At 64.0% G+C, this 15619-nt stretch carries 14 protein-coding genes; 6 read left to right on the forward strand and 8 right to left on the reverse strand.

Annotated features, from left to right (window positions below):
- Positions 1-66: 66 nt before the first annotated feature.
- The 4 genes from KHO53_RS05000 to KHO53_RS05015 all read right to left on the reverse strand — a co-directional run bounded on the left by KHO53_RS05000 (position 67) and on the right by KHO53_RS05015 (position 3435).
- Complete coding sequence (locus tag KHO53_RS05000) at positions 67-1035, reverse strand: FecR family protein (protein WP_036996700.1); 969 nt, start codon at positions 1033-1035, stop codon at positions 67-69.
- Entirely contained in the window at positions 1028-1567 is a 540-nt protein-coding gene (locus tag KHO53_RS05005) for an RNA polymerase sigma factor (protein WP_010220942.1), read from the reverse strand. Before KHO53_RS05005 ends, KHO53_RS05000 begins: the two co-directional genes overlap by 8 nt.
- Before the next feature lie 77 nt (positions 1568-1644).
- Positions 1645-2283, reverse strand: a complete 639-nt coding sequence (locus tag KHO53_RS05010; protein ID WP_010220941.1) for a LysE family translocator — start codon at positions 2281-2283, stop codon at positions 1645-1647.
- Between the two features lie 69 nt (positions 2284-2352).
- On the reverse strand, positions 2353-3435 hold the full coding sequence (locus tag KHO53_RS05015) for a glycerophosphodiester phosphodiesterase (protein WP_502937687.1): 1083 nt from the start codon (positions 3433-3435) through the stop codon (positions 2353-2355).
- A gap of 79 nt (positions 3436-3514) precedes the next feature.
- Here KHO53_RS05015 and KHO53_RS05020 point away from each other — a divergent pair, with 79 nt between their 5' ends.
- The 5 genes from KHO53_RS05020 (at position 3515) to KHO53_RS05040 (ending at position 9769) form a co-directional block, all read left to right on the forward strand.
- Entirely contained in the window at positions 3515-4537 is a 1023-nt protein-coding gene (locus tag KHO53_RS05020) for a DUF4917 family protein (protein WP_010220939.1), read from the forward strand.
- Between the two features lie 86 nt (positions 4538-4623).
- Positions 4624-5163 (forward strand): RNA polymerase sigma factor, encoded by a 540-nt coding sequence (locus KHO53_RS05025; protein WP_159389099.1) that lies wholly within the window; start codon positions 4624-4626, stop codon positions 5161-5163.
- Positions 5160-6113, forward strand: coding sequence for a FecR family protein (locus tag KHO53_RS05030; RefSeq protein WP_213570053.1), 954 nt, complete (start codon positions 5160-5162; stop codon positions 6111-6113). The genes KHO53_RS05025 and KHO53_RS05030 overlap by 4 nt, the downstream gene beginning before the upstream one ends.
- 114 nt (positions 6114-6227) lie before the next feature.
- Entirely contained in the window at positions 6228-8780 is a 2553-nt protein-coding gene (locus KHO53_RS05035; protein WP_502937688.1) for a TonB-dependent receptor, read from the forward strand.
- Between the two features lie 95 nt (positions 8781-8875).
- Positions 8876-9769, forward strand: coding sequence for a DMT family transporter (locus tag KHO53_RS05040; RefSeq protein WP_213570055.1), 894 nt, complete (start codon positions 8876-8878; stop codon positions 9767-9769).
- A gap of 60 nt (positions 9770-9829) precedes the next feature.
- Here KHO53_RS05040 and KHO53_RS05045 read toward each other — a convergent pair whose 3' ends face one another.
- The 4 genes from KHO53_RS05045 to KHO53_RS05060 all read right to left on the reverse strand — a co-directional run bounded on the left by KHO53_RS05045 (position 9830) and on the right by KHO53_RS05060 (position 13125).
- A complete protein-coding gene (locus KHO53_RS05045) occupies positions 9830-11047 on the reverse strand; it encodes a class I SAM-dependent methyltransferase (protein WP_010220933.1) in 1218 nt (405 codons plus the stop codon).
- 106 nt (positions 11048-11153) lie between these two features.
- A complete protein-coding gene (locus KHO53_RS05050; RefSeq protein ID WP_010220932.1) occupies positions 11154-11771 on the reverse strand; it encodes a TPM domain-containing protein in 618 nt (205 codons plus the stop codon).
- A gap of 26 nt (positions 11772-11797) precedes the next feature.
- The gene (locus tag KHO53_RS05055) at positions 11798-12523 is read right to left on the reverse strand and encodes a TPM domain-containing protein (protein ID WP_213570056.1); all 726 of its coding nucleotides are present in this window, start codon (positions 12521-12523) and stop codon (positions 11798-11800) included.
- Positions 12523-13125, reverse strand: a complete 603-nt coding sequence (locus KHO53_RS05060) for a LemA family protein (RefSeq protein WP_010220930.1) — start codon at positions 13123-13125, stop codon at positions 12523-12525. The genes KHO53_RS05055 and KHO53_RS05060 overlap by 1 nt, the downstream gene beginning before the upstream one ends.
- A gap of 182 nt (positions 13126-13307) precedes the next feature.
- Between KHO53_RS05060 and bglX the strand changes: the two genes are divergently transcribed.
- Positions 13308-15599 (forward strand): beta-glucosidase BglX, encoded by a 2292-nt coding sequence (bglX, locus tag KHO53_RS05065; protein WP_036996711.1) that lies wholly within the window; start codon positions 13308-13310, stop codon positions 15597-15599.
- Positions 15600-15619: the final 20 nt, after the last annotated feature.

Below are 15619 nucleotides of genomic sequence, written 5' to 3' on the forward strand. Positions count from 1 at the left end.
CTGTCCTTGCAGAGGTGGGTTCAGCGATGAAGACGGGCCACTTCGCCGTTACCCCTCAAAACTTTTTCAGCGCAATCGCAGGGTGCGCTGCTGCCCCTGCTGAACCAGGCTCACCGGAAGGACTTTCGGCAGCGTCTGCAGCAGCAGTTCCGGCTGGTCGCTAGGGAAGCTGCCGGTCAGTTGCAGGCGTGCCGCGGCGGGCTCCAGCACTACCGGTTGCAGCGCATATGCGTTGACCTCGGCAATCACCTCGGCCAGCGGCGTCTCGGTGAACGACCACCAACCGCGCTGCCAATGCTGGATATCCGGCGCGGCATGCGGATCGGACCTGAGCCGGAGCAATCGGCCTTGCGCATCGAGGCTGATCCGCTCACCGGCCTGCAACACCTGCGAGCCGTCACGCAAGCCACGCACCTCGACCCGCCCGCGCGCCACCGCGACCTGAATCTCAGCACCGCGATCGCTGACACTGAACGCCGTGCCCAGCACCTGCACTTCGCCCAGCCGGGTGCTGATCACAAACGCTCGCAAGCGCTCGCGCGCCACGTCGAAATAGACGTGGCCATGCAGCAGGCGCACCTGGCGCAGACCGTTGCTGTACTCGACGCGCAGGCTGGTTTCGGCGGCCAGCAGCAACTGGCTACCATCGGGCAGGGTTTCGCCGCGTGGCGGTTCGGCATGCACGGTTTGCAGCAGGCGATCGAACTGCGGCGTACGCCGCCACAACCAGCCCAGCCAACTGGCCCCCACCACCGCCAGCAGCAGGCCGCCGCCCTGACGCAGCAGGCGCCGACGGCTGAGGTTGAGCGGCTCCGGCGCCACTGCCGGGCGCAGTTGCGGGGTCAGCCGATGCACCAGTTGCCAGCGTTGTTCGGCCTCTTGCCAGGCCCTTTCGTGCTCGTTGCTTTTACCGCGCCAGCGCTCCAGTTGCCCACGCGCCTGCTGTACCCGTTCGGGGTCGTCACTATTGAGTGCGGCCAGGTAGGTCAGGGCCTGCTGCACCTTGCGCGTTGATACCGGCGAAGACTCAGGCATGCCGCGCCGCCAGGCTCAGTTCGGACAAATCGAACACCGCCCGGGCGATGTGCAGCTCCACTGCCTTGGCCGACAGTTCCAGCTCGGCACACACCTGGCGATGGGGCTGGCCGTGCAGGCGCACGCGGACGAACACTTCACGGCGCAGGCGCGGCATGCGTTCGATACGCTCGATCAACTGCTGCAGCTGCTCGCGGGCGATGATGATTTCTTCAACGCTCGGGCTCAGCGCATCGGCCCGGGTCAGCCAGTCTTCCAGCGCCGCCAGCTCGTTGCTGCGTCGCCGGTACTGATCGATGCACAGGTTACGCGCCGCCTGGAACAGCAGGGCCCGGGCGTTGAGCACCGGGGCGTTCAAGGCATGGGCGTAGGCCTGGGCAAAGCTTGACTGGGCAATGTCGGCGGCATCATCCGGATTGCGCAAGCGCCCACTCAGGTAGCGGCGCAGGTCGCTATAGTTGGCCAGCAGATCGTGGACGACCGCCTGCAAGGCCGGGGCAGCTGCGGTCCAGGGCGTGGAGAGCGAAGTCATGAAGGTCCGGCGTGCGAGAAGGACATGAATAGGAATTCATATCATTCTCACATATCGGTATAGCCTTCTGCCAGCCCTCAGCTGTTGCGCGGCAACAGGCCAGGCAAGGCGTGGGCCAGGGCATTGACGGCAAAGCCGATGAACATCACCCCGCACGCCCGGGTGATCCACAGCTCGTAACGGGTGTACAGGGTACGCACATGGCGGGCACCGACCACACCGACGAGAATCGCATAAGCCAGCAGGCCACCGACAAAACTCAAGGCGATCAGCGCCGGCAGCATTGACCAGTCCAGCGTTTCGGCGCGACTGGAAAGCAAGGCGGTGAACGTGGCCACGGCCACCGGATAGGCCTTGGGATTGGTCAGGCCGAACACCACACCGTGCCAGAACGGTTTGCGTACCGGCCCCTGCTCGCCCTCGCCATTGCCCGGGCGGCTACGCAGGGCACGCATGCCCAGCCAGAACAGGTACAGGCCACTGAGCACGCCGAGAATGTCGAACACCGAGTTGCCGATCTGCCGTGCGCCGACGATGGCCACCAATGCCGTGCTGCACCACAGCACATCCCCCAGCAAATGACCGCAGAGAAACCCCGCCCCGGCGCGGCGGCCGCGCGCCGCGCCAATGCCGAGCACCGCCAGCACGCCGGGCCCCGGAGTAATGCCGTAGATAAAACCGGAAGCGATTACCGCCAGCAGCAGTGAAAAGGTCATCGAGGCAGTGTCCTGAAAGTCCGTGCAAGGCGCGAAGTCTACGGCAGCCGCGCAGCGCCAGCCAGCCTGTCAATAACCCTCGGCGCGCAGAATCTGCGCCTCGCTGCGGGCACTGGGCCGGGCCAGGTAACGCAGCAGTTGGCCGCTGCGATTGCTGAAGATGCCGTCCACGCCCGCGTCCAGAACCTTGCGAAAATCCACCGGCTCATCGACGGTGTACACGTGCACCAACAGGCCCTTGTCGTGCGTCAGCTGGTTCATCCACGGCTGCACCAGGTCGGCGTAACTCTGGGCACCGCCCTCGGTCAGCGCTGCTGAAGGTCCGGTGCCGATGGCCCCATCGGCCTTGGCGTAATCCAGCCAGCGCTCGAATTCGGCCTTGTCTTTGGGTTGTTGGCGCGCATAGAACGCCGCCTTGTCGCGCTCGCCGGACTCGGCAAAGGTCTGCTGCGAGGCCGGTTCCATGCTGCCCTTGCCGACCCACAGCAACAGCACCTTGGGCACCTGGGGCATGTGCTGGTGCAGCAGCGCCAGGCTGCTACGGTCGAAGCTCTGCAACACCACCTTGCCCGGCCGCGCGAGCCAGCCCTTGGCCTGCAGGCTGTTCTTCAGGTCAGCTTCGATGCCGGGAAACAGGCCTGGCACCTTGGTCTCGATGTACAAGCCCGGCTGGTGTTGCGGGTTAGCCGCGGCGATGGCCATGACCTCATCGAGGGTCTGGATCTTCAGGCCCTTGAAGCTTGCCCGGGCACGTTCGGGGTAAGCCTTGTTGAACCAGCTGCCGACATCCAGCGACTTGAGTTCGGCCAGGGTGAAGGCGCTGACCGGGCTGTTCTTGCGCTCGGGAAAGCGCTCGGCAACATCACTGGTACGCAGCAGGTTGTCATCGTGCACGGCAACCAGTACACCATCGCTGGAGCGCTGCAGGTCCAGCTCCAGGTAGTCGGCGCCCAACTCGCGCGCCAGCCGGTAGGCCGGTGCCGTGGACTCCGGCGCATCATAAGACGCGCCGCGATGGGCGATCACCGCCGGGTAGGGAATAGCGCCCTGCCCGGCTTCGGCAAGCCCCGCCAGCGGCAACAACGCCAGGCAACACACACGTCCAATTGCGTTCAACATTTTCAGCCTTCCTTTGGTGCACAGCGAATCCAGCATAGTCGCCAACGCTGATGACAGACCGGTTGCATGCTAAAGTCGCCGGCGATTGCCTGCCCTGCCACAGAGATGCCCGATGCCCCACGCCGACCTCGACGCCAGCCTCCACCCCTGGCCAGACCTGAACGCCAGTCAGCCGTGCAGCGGCCTGCTGCTGGGCAACGGCGCCAGCCGTGCGCTGTGGCGACCCTTCACATATTTTTCGCTATTCGAAGAAGCCCAGCGGGTGCGGCACAAACCCCTGAGCCTGACTGACCAGGCGCTGTTCAAGTCGCTGGGCAGCGAGCTGTTCGAACCGGTGCTCAGTGCCCTGAACACTACGGTACGGATCAACGCCGCGCTGGCGATCAGCGCGTCGGCGCCGCTGAACCGCTACTACGCGATCAAGGAAGCGCTGATCCATGCCATTCGCAGCGTGCACATCCCTTGGCGCATGCTGCCGAGCCAGACGTTACTGCTGATCAACCGCGAGCTGGGCAATTACCAGAGCGTCTACTCAAGCAACTACGACCTGATCTGTCATTGGGCCGCCAGCCAGGCACCGGAAGGCTTTCAGCAGTTGTTCGATGAAGACGGCGACTTCGATATCCGCCGCACCCGCAGCCCCGGCACACGCCTGCTGTACCTGCACGGCGGCCTGCACTTGCTCAAGCAGCAGGATGGCAGCACCCGCCAGCGCAGTGCCACCGACAGCCAGTTGCTCGATGGCTTTGCCGTCAACACCCCGGGCGATGTGCCGCTGTTCGTCAACGAGAGCAGCAGCGACGACAAGCTCAAGGCCATCCGCAGTTCCGACTACCTCAGTTGGGCCCTCGGTGAGCTGGCGGGGCACCGGGGCGGGCTGTGCATCTTCGGCCAGCACCTGGACAGCACTGACCGCCATCTGCTGGAGGCGCTCAAGCAGGCGCGCCCGACGCACCTGGCCATCGCCATCCGGCCGTTGAGCGACGCCTCGATCATCAGCCAGAAGCAGCACTACCTGCAGCGTTTTGCCGACATGCCCGAGCTGCCACTGTACTTTTTCGACGCCAGCAGCCACCCGCTGGGCGCGCCCGGGCTGGACGTCCCGGTACCGGTTCCAATCCGCAAGCGGCGTTGATGGGCGACAAAAACAGGCATGGTAAATAGCAATTATTATCGATACCATTTGCAACCTTTCTCTCCGGTCCGTCCTGGAAAGCTTGCATGCCGCGCCCCAAACCCGACCCTTTTACCCACGAAACCTGTCGCGGGTTCTATGCCGATATCCTGCATTTTTTGCGCAAGCGCATGGACAATGCCAACGATGCCGCAGACATGACCCAGGACGTGTTCACCCAGTGGCTGGGCTATCGCGACCGCGCGCAGGTCGAGCAACCACGGGCGTTCCTGTTCCAGATGGCACGCAACCTGCTCAGCGATCACTGGCGCCGGCAGAAGGTGCGTCACAGTGTGCTCGACGAACAAGCCCAGGCCAGCGAACAGACACCGGCCGACACCAGCAGCGACCCGCTCAAGCATGCCCAGCAGCAACAACGCCTGGAACAATTGAAACTTGTCCTCGCCGAACTCTCGCCGCGCCGCCGCGAAGCCCTTATGCTGCACCGCTTCGAAGGTTTGACGCAGGCGCAGATCAGCGCGCGCATGGGCATTTCCGTGAGCATGGTGGAAAAGCACATCGCCGCGGCCCTGCTGCATTGCAAGCAACGTCTGGACAGTGACAACGGCATGGAGCAGCCAGAATGACCCCCACTCCTGAAATCGATAAGCGCAGCATCGATGCCCAGGCGGCCAGCTGGTTTACCCGTAACCGCAACGACCGCTCGCGCGAATCACGCAAGGCCTTCGCCCAGTGGTTGCAGCACCCCGAGCATGCCCGCGCCTATGCCCAGTTCGAACAACTCTGGGATGACCTGGCCGCGCTCAAGAGCCTGAACAAACCGGTCGCCCTGCCCAGCCGCAAACCGCTGCGCTGGCGTCCGGCGCTGGCCGTGGCCGCCGGGCTGGTGTGCGCCGTGCTGGCGGCCAACCTCGGCCTGCCGAGCCGCCATCATCAGCAACAACTGGCCGTGCAAAGCGAACGCCCGCAGCACCTGGCCCTGCCGGATGGCAGCCAGCTGGAGGTCAACGCCCGCACCCGGCTGAGCCTGAGCTTCGACAACGAGCGCCGGCTGATTCGCCTCGACCAGGGCCAGTTGTACATCGACGTGGCCGCCGACAAGGAGCGCCCGCTGTTCATCGATGCCGGCAATGCGCGGGTACGGGTGGTCGGCACCGGGTTCGATCTGCGCCGCGGCCAGCTGGAGCTGGTGCTCAGCGTCGCCCACGGCCAGGTGGCCCTGGAAACCCCCGGCGAGAATCGCCCGCCAGTGCTGTTGAGCGCCGGCCAACGGGCCATCTACGACCTGGCCCGCGGCAGCCTCAACGTCCAGAACCTCAGTACTCAGGAGGTGGCCGACTGGCGCAGCGGCCATGTGAGCTTTCGCAACCGCGAGCTGGCCAGCCTGATCGATGAGCTGTCGCTGTACCGCTCGGCGCCGGTGCTGCTCGCCGACCCGGCGCTGGGCCGCTACAAGGTCTCGGGCAACCTCGATGTCAATGACCCGGATGCCGTGCTCAACGCCCTGCCGGCGCTGCTGCCGATCAAGGCGGTAAACCTGGCCGACGGCCGCCTGCGGATCGAACGCAAAGAGTAATTTGAGAATATTTTTCATTCGCATGTGAGGGTTTTCCGCAGCCCTGCGTCTTCCTCCCGTCTGCGTAATCACTGCAGGCCTTTTCTGGCCTTTGTTGCCATATTGGGGGGTTTCATCTTGCGTGCGTTTGCTCCGTTCAAGCCGTTGTCTGTTCGTCCTTCACTGCTGGCCGCGTGCCTGGCCCTGAGCCTGCAGGCCCAGGCCGCACCATTGCAACTGAACCTGCCGGCGCAGCCGCTGGCAGCGTCGCTGAGCCAACTGGCGCAGCAGGCCAAACTGCAGCTGCTGTTTGACGAATCCTTGCTCAACAGCGTCCAGGCCCCGGCCCTGCAAGGTGCTTACGAACCGCTCGAGGCGATCAGCCAGTTGCTGCACAACAGCCGCTTTGCCCTGGTCAAGGTCGGCAACACCTATGTGGTGCGCCTGCGCGAAGACGACGCCACCGCCGACAACAGCATCCAGCTCGGCGCGGTAAGCGTGGTAGGCGACGGCCAGCAGGTCGACCCGAGCACCGTCGGCCGCTCGACCCTGACCCAGGAAGACATCGACCGCTACCAGCCGAGCAACATCCCCAGCGTGCTCTCGACCCTGCCCGGGGTGAACATGGGCGGCTCGGCCAAACCCGGCGGCCAGACCATCAATATCTGGGGCCTGGGTGATGCCGAAGACGTGCCGATGACCGTCGATGGCGCGACCAAGAGCGGCTTCGAGCGCTACCAGCAAGGCACCGTCTTCATCGAGCCGGAGCTGATCAAGAACATCGAGGTGGAAAAGGGCCCGCACTCGATCTACACCGGCAACGGCGGCTTCGGCGGCAGCGTCAACATGACCACCAAGGACGCCCCCGACCTGCTCCAGGACGGGCGCAACAGCGGCGCCATGCTCAAGTATGGTTACGCCAGCAACGACCATCAGCAGGTCTACAGCTCGGCGTTATTCGGCCGCACCGACGATGGCCGCATGGACGCCCTGGTGTACCTGACCAAGCGCGACGGCGACGACATGAAGCTGGCCGGCACCCTGCCCGACCCCGAAGGCCGCTACCCGATCAACCCCCAGCGCCTGCCCAACAGTGCCCTGGACCTGGACGGCGCGCTGCTCAAGGCCAACCTGCACTTCAACGACGAACACAGCCTGGGGTTCTCCTGGTCGCGCTCGGAGAGTGAGCGCTGGGCGCCGTTCTCCTCCACCGCCTATCCGACCCCGCCGACCCAGTCGGACATCAACCGGTTCGGCTACAAGAATGCCCTCAAGCGCTTCCTGGCCAACCGCACGACCACCGACACCACCTGGTCGACCACCTACAAGTACCAGCCAGTGAACAACCCGCTGATCGACCTGCAGGTTAAGTATTCGGAGTCCGACACCCTGCAGACCGACGAGCGTGACGCCACCGCGTTCTTCCAGCCGTCCACCGGCGGGCGCAAGATGGACACCGAGTACCAGGACCAGATGCTCGATGTACGCAACACCAGCCTGTTCACCACCGGCCCGCTGGAACACGCCTTCACCAGTGGCTTGCAGATCCGTCACCACGACCGTGACACGCAGATGTGGATGCCCGGCAAAAGCTACGAGATCCCCAAATACAACAACGGCCATTACCAGCCGTACTTCATGCCCAGCGGCACCGTCGACAGCCAGGGTTACTTCATCCAGGACGCCATCACCCTTGGTGATGTGACCATCACCCCGTCGCTGCGCTACGACCATGTCGCCAACAAAGGTAAGCCAAACCAGGCGCCGTATTACAACGTTGTCGCAAACGGCCACGACTACAGCGAGAAAACCTACACCGGCTGGTCACCGCGCCTGTCGCTGTTCTGGAAAGCCACCGCCAACACCGCCTTCTTTGCCGATTACAGCAAGACCTGGCGCGCACCGGTACTGGATGAACAGTACGAAGTCCAGGGCCTGGGCAGTCGCACCGCCAGCAGCCGCAACCTCGACCCGGAACGCATCACCGCCCTGCGAGCCGGTAACGTTACCGACTTTGCCAACGTTTTCACTGCCGACGACAGCATGCAGATCCGCACCACGCTGTTTCGCAATGAAATCAAGGACGAGATCTTCAAGGCCACCGGTATCGGCTGTGAAGCACAACTGGCCAAGGGCGAAAACATCTCCGATGCCTGCGGTAAAGGCTTGATGTCCAATTACCGTAACCTCAAGGGCGTGACCATCAAGGGCTTCGAGGTCGAAAGCTTCTACGACTCGACCTACCTGTTCGGCTCGGTGTCCTACTCGTGGATGACCGGCCGCCATGAAGGCGCCTACACCAACCCCTGGGGGCCGGATGTCTGGGCCAAGGACATTCCGGCACCGAAGTGGATCACCACCCTGGGGGTGAAGATCCCCAGCTGGGACGCCAAGGTCGGCTGGCAGGCGCAGTTCGTGCGCAAGACCGACCGCCTGCCGAGCGACAAGTACCGCGAAGGCCCGGCCAGTGCCCTGGGTGACCGCTACTACGACCACTACGCCAACGACGACTACCAGCTGCACGGCCTGTTCGCCAACTGGAAGCCGCAGCAGCCTTACCTCAAAGGCACCGAGGTCAACCTGACGGTGGATAACCTGTTCAACAAGGACTACCGCTCCGAGCTCAGCGGCGAATATGCCTACAGCCAGGGCCGGAATGCCAAGGTCAGCATCACCCGTTTCTTCTGACGCAACTGTACGGATGAACTTGTTAGCAACTGTAACAAGATCATCCGCCGCGCCTGTGGCTCAATGAGTGGACTTCTCTGCCACAGGCGTCCTGTATGTCCAGCCGCGAAAACACCGGGATGGTCCTTGGCCTTCTCGGTGTGATTATTTTCAGCCTGACCCTGCCCATGACCCGCATCGTCGTGCAGGAACTGCACCCCTTGCTCAATGGCCTGGGCCGTGCGTTGCTGGCGGCGATTCCGGCAGCGGCGCTGCTGCTCTGGCGTCGGGAAAAATGGCCGACCTGGGCACAGATCAAGGGCCTGAGCCTGGTGGCGCTGGGGGTGATCCTGGGGTTTCCGGTGTTCTCGGCCTGGGCGATGCAAAGCGTGCCGGCGTCCCACGGCGCGCTGGTTAACGGCCTGCAGCCCTTATGCGTGGCGGTGTACGCCGCCTGGCTGTCCCATGAGCGACCGTCGAAGGCTTTCTGGGCCTGCGCGGCATTGGGCAGTGCGCTGGTGCTGGCCTACGCGATGATCATGGGCGCCGGGCAGATCCAGGCCGGTGACCTGCTGATGCTCGCAGCGATTGCCGTGGGCGGCCTGGGTTATGCCGAAGGCGGCCGCCTGGCGCGGGAACTGGGCGGCTGGCAGGTGATCTGCTGGGCGCTGGTGCTGTCGGCACCGCTGTTGCTCGGGCCGGTGCTCTACCTGGCCTTGCAGCATCAGGGGCCGGTGAGTGCAAAAGCCTGGTGGGCCTTCGGCTACGTGTCGCTGTTCTCGCAGTTCATCGGCTTCTTTGCCTGGTACGCCGGGCTGGCCTTGGGCGGCATTGCCCGGGTGAGCCAGATCCAGTTGCTGCAGATCTTCTTCACCATCGCCTTGTCGGCGCTGTTCTTTGGCGAACAGGTCGAGCCGATTACCTGGGTGTTTGCCGCCGGGGTGATTGCGACAGTGGTGCTGGGGCGCAAGACGCGGGTGCATCCTGCGCCTGTGCGGGGGCTGGGCTGACGCTATCGCCGGCAAGGCCGGCTCCCACAGTGGATCTGCGTGCACCGACCCGCGATGCTATCAGGCAGGGATCAAGCCATCGGCCCGCAGCAAGGTTTCCAGGCAATGCTCCTTGACCCCATAGAACGCCTTGAGCTGCTGGATCTTCTCCAGCAGCGCTGACGCCTCAACCGGCGCCTGGCGCTTGACCGCCAGGATCATCTTGTTCTTGTTGGTGTGCTCCAACGAAATGAACTCGAACACCTTGGTCTCGTAGCCACAGGCTTCCAGGTACAACGCGCGCAAGCTGTCGGTGAGCATTTCGGCCTGCTGGCCCAGGTGCAATCCGTACTGCAGCATCGGCTTGAGCAGGCCCGGGCTGTGCAGTTGCGGGCGAATCTGCTTGTGGCAACACGGCGAGCACATGATGATCGCCGCACCGCAGCGGATGCCGGTGTGGATCGCGTAATCGGTGGCGATGTCGCAGGCATGCAGGGCGATCATCACCTCGATGGCGCTGGGCACCACGCTGCGTACATCACCGCATTCGAATACCAGGCCCGGATGCTCCAGGCGCGAGGCCGCGGCATTGCACAGCTCGACCATGTCCGCGCGCAGCTCGACGCCGGTCACCTGCGCTTCACGCTGCAGGGTATGGCGCAGGTAGTCGTGGATGGCGAAGGTCAGGTAGCCCTTGCCCGAGCCGAAGTCGGCCACCCGCAGCGCTTGGTCGGCGGCCAGCGGCGCCGAATTCAGGGCGTGGGAGAACACTTCGATGAACTTGTTGATCTGCTTCCACTTGCGCGACATCGCCGGGATCAACGCCTGTTGCTTGTCGGTCACGCCCAGGTCCTGCAAGAACGGCCGGCTCAGTTCCAGGTAGCGCTTCTTCTCCCGGTCATGCTCACCGGCCGGCACCTGGCGCGCCTGCTGCACGGCGCTGCGGTGGAGCATCGGCTTGCCCTTCTTGCTGAATTCCAGCTGCGCTTCGTCGCTGAGGCTAAGCAGGTGGGCGTTGCGAAACGAGGCCGGGAGCAACTCGTCGACCAGCGCCAGCGCTTCGTCGTTGCCCAGGTTGCGGGTGATGTCGCGGGTCTTGTAGCGGTAGACGAACGACACGCAAGCCTGGCCCTTGACCGTCAGCGGCTTGGCGATGATGCGCTGCAGGGTTTCTTCGTTGCCGACAGGGCGCGCCAGCACCAGCTTGATCAGGGCGTTCTGTTCCAGGCTGGTGGCGAGCAGGCTCAGAAACTGCGCACGCGCATCCGGCGCGGCCTGGGCGGTGGAGGAATCGGACATCGGGAAAGGGTGCCTCGGGTTGCGGAGGGGGCGCAGGTATGCGCAGTGCCGGGAATTTTACGTGGATGCGCTTTCCCTGCACAGCTTTTGTCGACCGCCGCCGCGGCTAACCGAGCACCACCAGGCGATTGGGCAGCTCGTTGCGCTCGTGGGTCAGCGGCACGTGGGTACTGAGCAGCTCGCCGCAGGCCTCGATACAGCTGACAAAGCCCTGCAACGTCTGGCCCTGGCGCACCTGCTGGGTAAAGCGCCTGACGATGGCCTCCCAGACCTGGTTGTCCAGGTGCCGGGATATGCCCTCATCGACGAGGATTTCGACATAGCGCTCGGCCTCGCTGACAAAGATCAGCATGCCGGTACCGCCCACGGTATGGTGCAGGTTCTGCTCGAGAAACTGCCGCCGGGCCAGGTTCGCCGCACGCCAGTGGCGCACCGAACGGGGGATCAGGCGGGTGGTCAGGGCCGGGATGCGGAACAGCAGGCACAGGGCAATAAACGTCAGCCACTGCACGATCAGCAAACTGTGCACGCTCATCCAGCCGCTCAGGTAATGAATGATGCCTGGCACCACCAGGGCCAGCAGGCTTGCCCACAGCAACGGGATATAAGCGTAGTCGTCGGCACGGCTGGCCAACACCGTGACCAGTTCGGCGTCGGTGTGACGCTCGACCCGGGCAATGGCTTCAGCGACCTGGTGCTGTTGATGTTCAGTAAGCAAAGTCATGTGCTGCGGTTCTCGTTGTTGATCATTTACCAGCCACCCGACGACCCACCACCGCCAAAGCCGCCCCCGCCACCGCTGAAGCCCCCACCGCCTCCCCCGCCGCCGCCAAAGCCACCGCCGTAGCCGCCGCCCATGCCGCCGCGCCCGCTACTACCGAGGCCAAGCGACTGCAGGGCGAACACGACAACGATCAACAGGATGAACAAGCCGATGGCCCAGGCCGGCGCCCCGTCTTCGGCATCATTGCCCAACGCCCGTGACGGTTCGGCCAACGGGTTGCCGCCGAGCACCTGAAGGATCGCCGCCGTACCCTGGACAATGCCCTGGCTGTATTCGCCACGGCGAAACGCCGGGGTGATGATGCGATTGATGATCACCGAGGACTGCGCATCCGTCAGGCGCTCTTCCAGGCCGTAGCCGACTTCGATGCGCAGCTTGCGTTCCTGAGGGGCGACGATCAACAGTGCGCCGTTGTCCTTGCCCTTCTGGCCGATGCCCCAGTGGCGGCCGAGCTGATAGCCGTAGTCTTCGATGCTCTGCCCCTGCAAATCCGCCAGGGTCACCACCACGACCTGCTCGCCAGTGCCCTGTTCATGGGCCTTGAGCATGCTGTCGAGCTGGCTGCGGCTGGCACCGTCGAGCAGACCGGCGTTGTCCACCACCCGCCCGCTCAGCGCCGGAAAGCTCAACTCGGCGCGCAGCGGCGTAGTCAACAACAGCGCCAACAACAGCCCGAGCGTGAACAGCCGCATCAGAATTTCACTTCAGGCGCTTTGTCGGCATCGGCGCTGGTGGCCTCGAAGTTCTCCCGGATCGGCATGTCGCTGTACATCACGCTGTGCCAGATGCGCCCAGGGAAGGTACGGATCTCGGTGTTGTAGCGCTGCACGGCGGCGATGAAGTCCTTGCGCGCCACGGCGATACGGTTCTCGGTACCTTCAAGCTGCGACTGCAGGGCGAGGAAGTTCTGGTTGGACTTGAGGTCCGGGTAGCGCTCGGACACCACCATCAAGCGGCTCAGCGCCCCGGTCAGCTGCGACTGGGCCTGCTGGAACTGGCGCAACTTCTCGGGATCGTCCAGGGTGCTGGCATCGACCTGGATCGAGGTCGCCTTGGCCCGGGCTTCTATGACCGCGGTCAGGGTTTCCTGCTCCTGCTTGGCGTAGCCTTTGACCGTTTCGACCAGATTGGGAATCAGGTCGGCGCGGCGCTGATACTGGTTCTGCACCTGGGCCCAGGCGGCTTTTACCTGCTCGTCATAGTTGGGGATGTTGTTGATCCCGCAACCGGCCAGCAGGCTGCCAAGCATCAGCAGCAACCACAGGCGTACGCCCTTGTAATGAATTACCTGCATGTTGCTACGCTCCTTGATCGCCGTGATGCACCGGACTTGAGGCATAATCCGTCGTCGCCGCTGGATCGGAATCGCCCAATCGGCTAAAAGATGCCCCAGCAAACTACAACAATAGCCGCTTCCCCAACTTCGGCTGGGCAGTATCACCGTGAACACTGCCGTAAGCCTTGAGAACAGAATTCATGAACAAGCTGTGTTTGCTGGGTCTGGTTGTCAGCCTGGCCAGTCAGTCGGCCTATGCCGATACCTCTGCCGCCCCGCTGCAGGACAAGCAGGCGTTCATCGCCAACCTGATCAAGCAGATGACCCTGGATGAAAAGATCGGTCAGTTGCGCCTGATCAGCATCGGCCCGGAAATGCCCCGCGAAATGATCCGCAAGGAAATTGCCGCCGGACGTATCGGCGGTACCTTCAACTCGATCACCCGTGCGGAAAACCGGCCGATGCAGGACGCCGCCGCCAAGAGCCGGCTGAAGATCCCGATGTTCTTCGCCTACGACGTGATCCACGGCCACCGCACGATCTTCCCGATCAGCCTGGGCCTGGCCGCCAGCTGGGACATGGACGCGATCGCCAAGGTCGGCCGGGTGTCCGCCCTTGAAGCGGCCTCAGACGGCATCGACATGACCTTCGCGCCGATGGTCGACATCGCCCGTGACCCACGCTGGGGCCGCACCAGCGAAGGCTTTGGCGAAGACACCTACCTGGTCTCGCGCATTTCCAAAGTGATGGTCGAGTCCTTCCAGGGCCAGAGCCCGGCCGCACCGACCAGCCTGATGGCCGCGGTCAAGCACTTCGCCCTGTACGGCGCGGTGGAAGGCGGCCGCGACTACAACACGGTCGACATGAGCCCGACCAAGATGTTCAACGACTACCTGCCGCCCTACCGCGCCGCCATCGATGCCGGTGCCGGCGGAGTGATGGTTGCGCTGAACTCGATCAACGGCGTGCCGGCCACCTCCAACACCTGGTTGATGAACGACCTGCTGCGCAAGGACTGGGGCTTCAAGGGCGTGACCGTCAGCGACCACGGGGCAATCACCGAGCTGGTGCGCCACGGCGTTGCCCGCGATGGCCGCGAAGCCGCCAAGCTTGCAATCAAGGCCGGCATCGACCTGAGCATGAACGACTCGCTGTACGGCGAAGAACTGGCCAGCCTGCTCAAGGCCGGTGAAGTCGACCAGGCCGATATCGACAACGCCGTGCGCGAAGTGCTCGGTGCCAAATACGACATGGGCCTGTTCGAAGACCCGTACCGGCGTATCGGCAAGGCCAGCGACGACCCGGCCGATACCTATGCCGACAGCCGCCTGCACCGTGCCGAAGCCCGTGACGTGGCACGCCGCAGCCTGGTCCTGCTGGAAAACCGCAAGCAGACCCTGCCACTGAAAAAAGCCGGCACCATCGCCCTGGTCGGCCCGCTGGCCGATGCCCCGATCGACATGATGGGCAGCTGGGCCGCCGCCGGCCGCCCGCATCAGTCGATCACCGTGCGCGAAGGCATGCGCCAGGTCCTCGGTGACAAGGCCAAGGTCATCTACGCCAAGGGCTCCAACGTCACCCACGACAAGGCCATCCTCGATTACCTGAACTTCCTCAACTTCGATGCCCCGGAAATCGTCGACGACCCACGCCCTGCCGCGGTGCTGATCGACGAAGCGGTCAAGGCCGCCAAGCAGTCCGACGTGGTGGTCGCGGTGGTCGGCGAGTCGCGTGGCATGTCCCACGAATCGTCCAGCCGCACCACCCTGGAAATCCCCGCAGCCCAGCGCGAGCTGATCAAGGCCCTGAAAGCCACCGGCAAACCGCTGGTGCTGGTGCTGATGAACGGCCGGCCGCTGTCGCTGGCCTGGGAGCGCGAACAGGCCGATGCCATCCTGGAGACCTGGTTCAGCGGCACCGAAGGCGGCAACGCCATCGCCGATGTGCTGTTCGGCGACTACAACCCGTCGGGCAAGCTGGCCATCACCTTCCCGCGTTCGGTCGGGCAGATCCCGATGTACTACAACCACCTGAGCATCGGCCGCCCCTTCACCCCGGGCAAGCCAGGCAACTACACCTCGCAGTACTTTGAAGAGCCGAACGGCCCGCTGTACCCCTTCGGCTACGGCCTGAGCTACAGCGACTTCAGCCTCTCGAACCTGAGCCTGTCGAGCAAAACCGTGAAACAGGGCCAGGACCTGGACGCCAGCATCGTGGTCAAGAACACCGGCAAGCGTGACGGCGAGACCGTGGTGCAGCTGTACCTGCAGGATGTGACAGCGTCCATGAGCCGCCCGATCAAGGAGCTGAAGAACTTCCACAAAGTCATGCTCAAGGCCGGCGAGGAACGCACCCTGCACTTCACCATCAAGGCCGACGACCTGAAGTTCTACAACGGCCAACTGCAATGGGCAGCCGAGCCGGGTGAGTTCCGGGTCCAGGTCGGCCTCGACTCGCAGGCCGTGCAACAACAGAGCTTCGAGCTGCTGTAACAACGTTGCCATGCTCCAAG

It is taken from the genome of Pseudomonas sp. RC2C2 (assembly GCF_018390435.1).
Lineage (GTDB): Bacteria > Pseudomonadota > Gammaproteobacteria > Pseudomonadales > Pseudomonadaceae > Aquipseudomonas > Aquipseudomonas donghuensis.

What these genes read in the sequence shown, in the direction of transcription:
- KHO53_RS05025 (WP_159389099.1), top strand. Translation starts at nt 4,624, where the DNA reads ATGCCGCGCCCCAAACCCGACCCTTTTACCCACGAAACCTGTCGCGGG.
- KHO53_RS05040 (WP_213570055.1), top strand. Translation starts at nt 8,876, where the DNA reads ATGTCCAGCCGCGAAAACACCGGGATGGTCCTTGGCCTTCTCGGTGTG.
- KHO53_RS05045 (WP_010220933.1), bottom strand. Translation starts at nt 11,047, where the DNA reads ATGTCCGATTCCTCCACCGCCCAGGCCGCGCCGGATGCGCGTGCGCAG.
- KHO53_RS05030 (WP_213570053.1), top strand. Translation starts at nt 5,160, where the DNA reads ATGACCCCCACTCCTGAAATCGATAAGCGCAGCATCGATGCCCAGGCG.
- KHO53_RS05000 (WP_036996700.1), bottom strand. Translation starts at nt 1,035, where the DNA reads ATGCCTGAGTCTTCGCCGGTATCAACGCGCAAGGTGCAGCAGGCCCTG.
- bglX (WP_036996711.1), top strand. Translation starts at nt 13,308, where the DNA reads ATGAACAAGCTGTGTTTGCTGGGTCTGGTTGTCAGCCTGGCCAGTCAG.
- KHO53_RS05010 (WP_010220941.1), bottom strand. Translation starts at nt 2,283, where the DNA reads ATGACCTTTTCACTGCTGCTGGCGGTAATCGCTTCCGGTTTTATCTAC.
- KHO53_RS05020 (WP_010220939.1), top strand. Translation starts at nt 3,515, where the DNA reads ATGCCCCACGCCGACCTCGACGCCAGCCTCCACCCCTGGCCAGACCTG.
- KHO53_RS05060 (WP_010220930.1), bottom strand. Translation starts at nt 13,125, where the DNA reads ATGCAGGTAATTCATTACAAGGGCGTACGCCTGTGGTTGCTGCTGATG.
- KHO53_RS05055 (WP_213570056.1), bottom strand. Translation starts at nt 12,523, where the DNA reads ATGCGGCTGTTCACGCTCGGGCTGTTGTTGGCGCTGTTGTTGACTACG.
- KHO53_RS05050 (WP_010220932.1), bottom strand. Translation starts at nt 11,771, where the DNA reads ATGACTTTGCTTACTGAACATCAACAGCACCAGGTCGCTGAAGCCATT.
- KHO53_RS05005 (WP_010220942.1), bottom strand. Translation starts at nt 1,567, where the DNA reads ATGACTTCGCTCTCCACGCCCTGGACCGCAGCTGCCCCGGCCTTGCAG.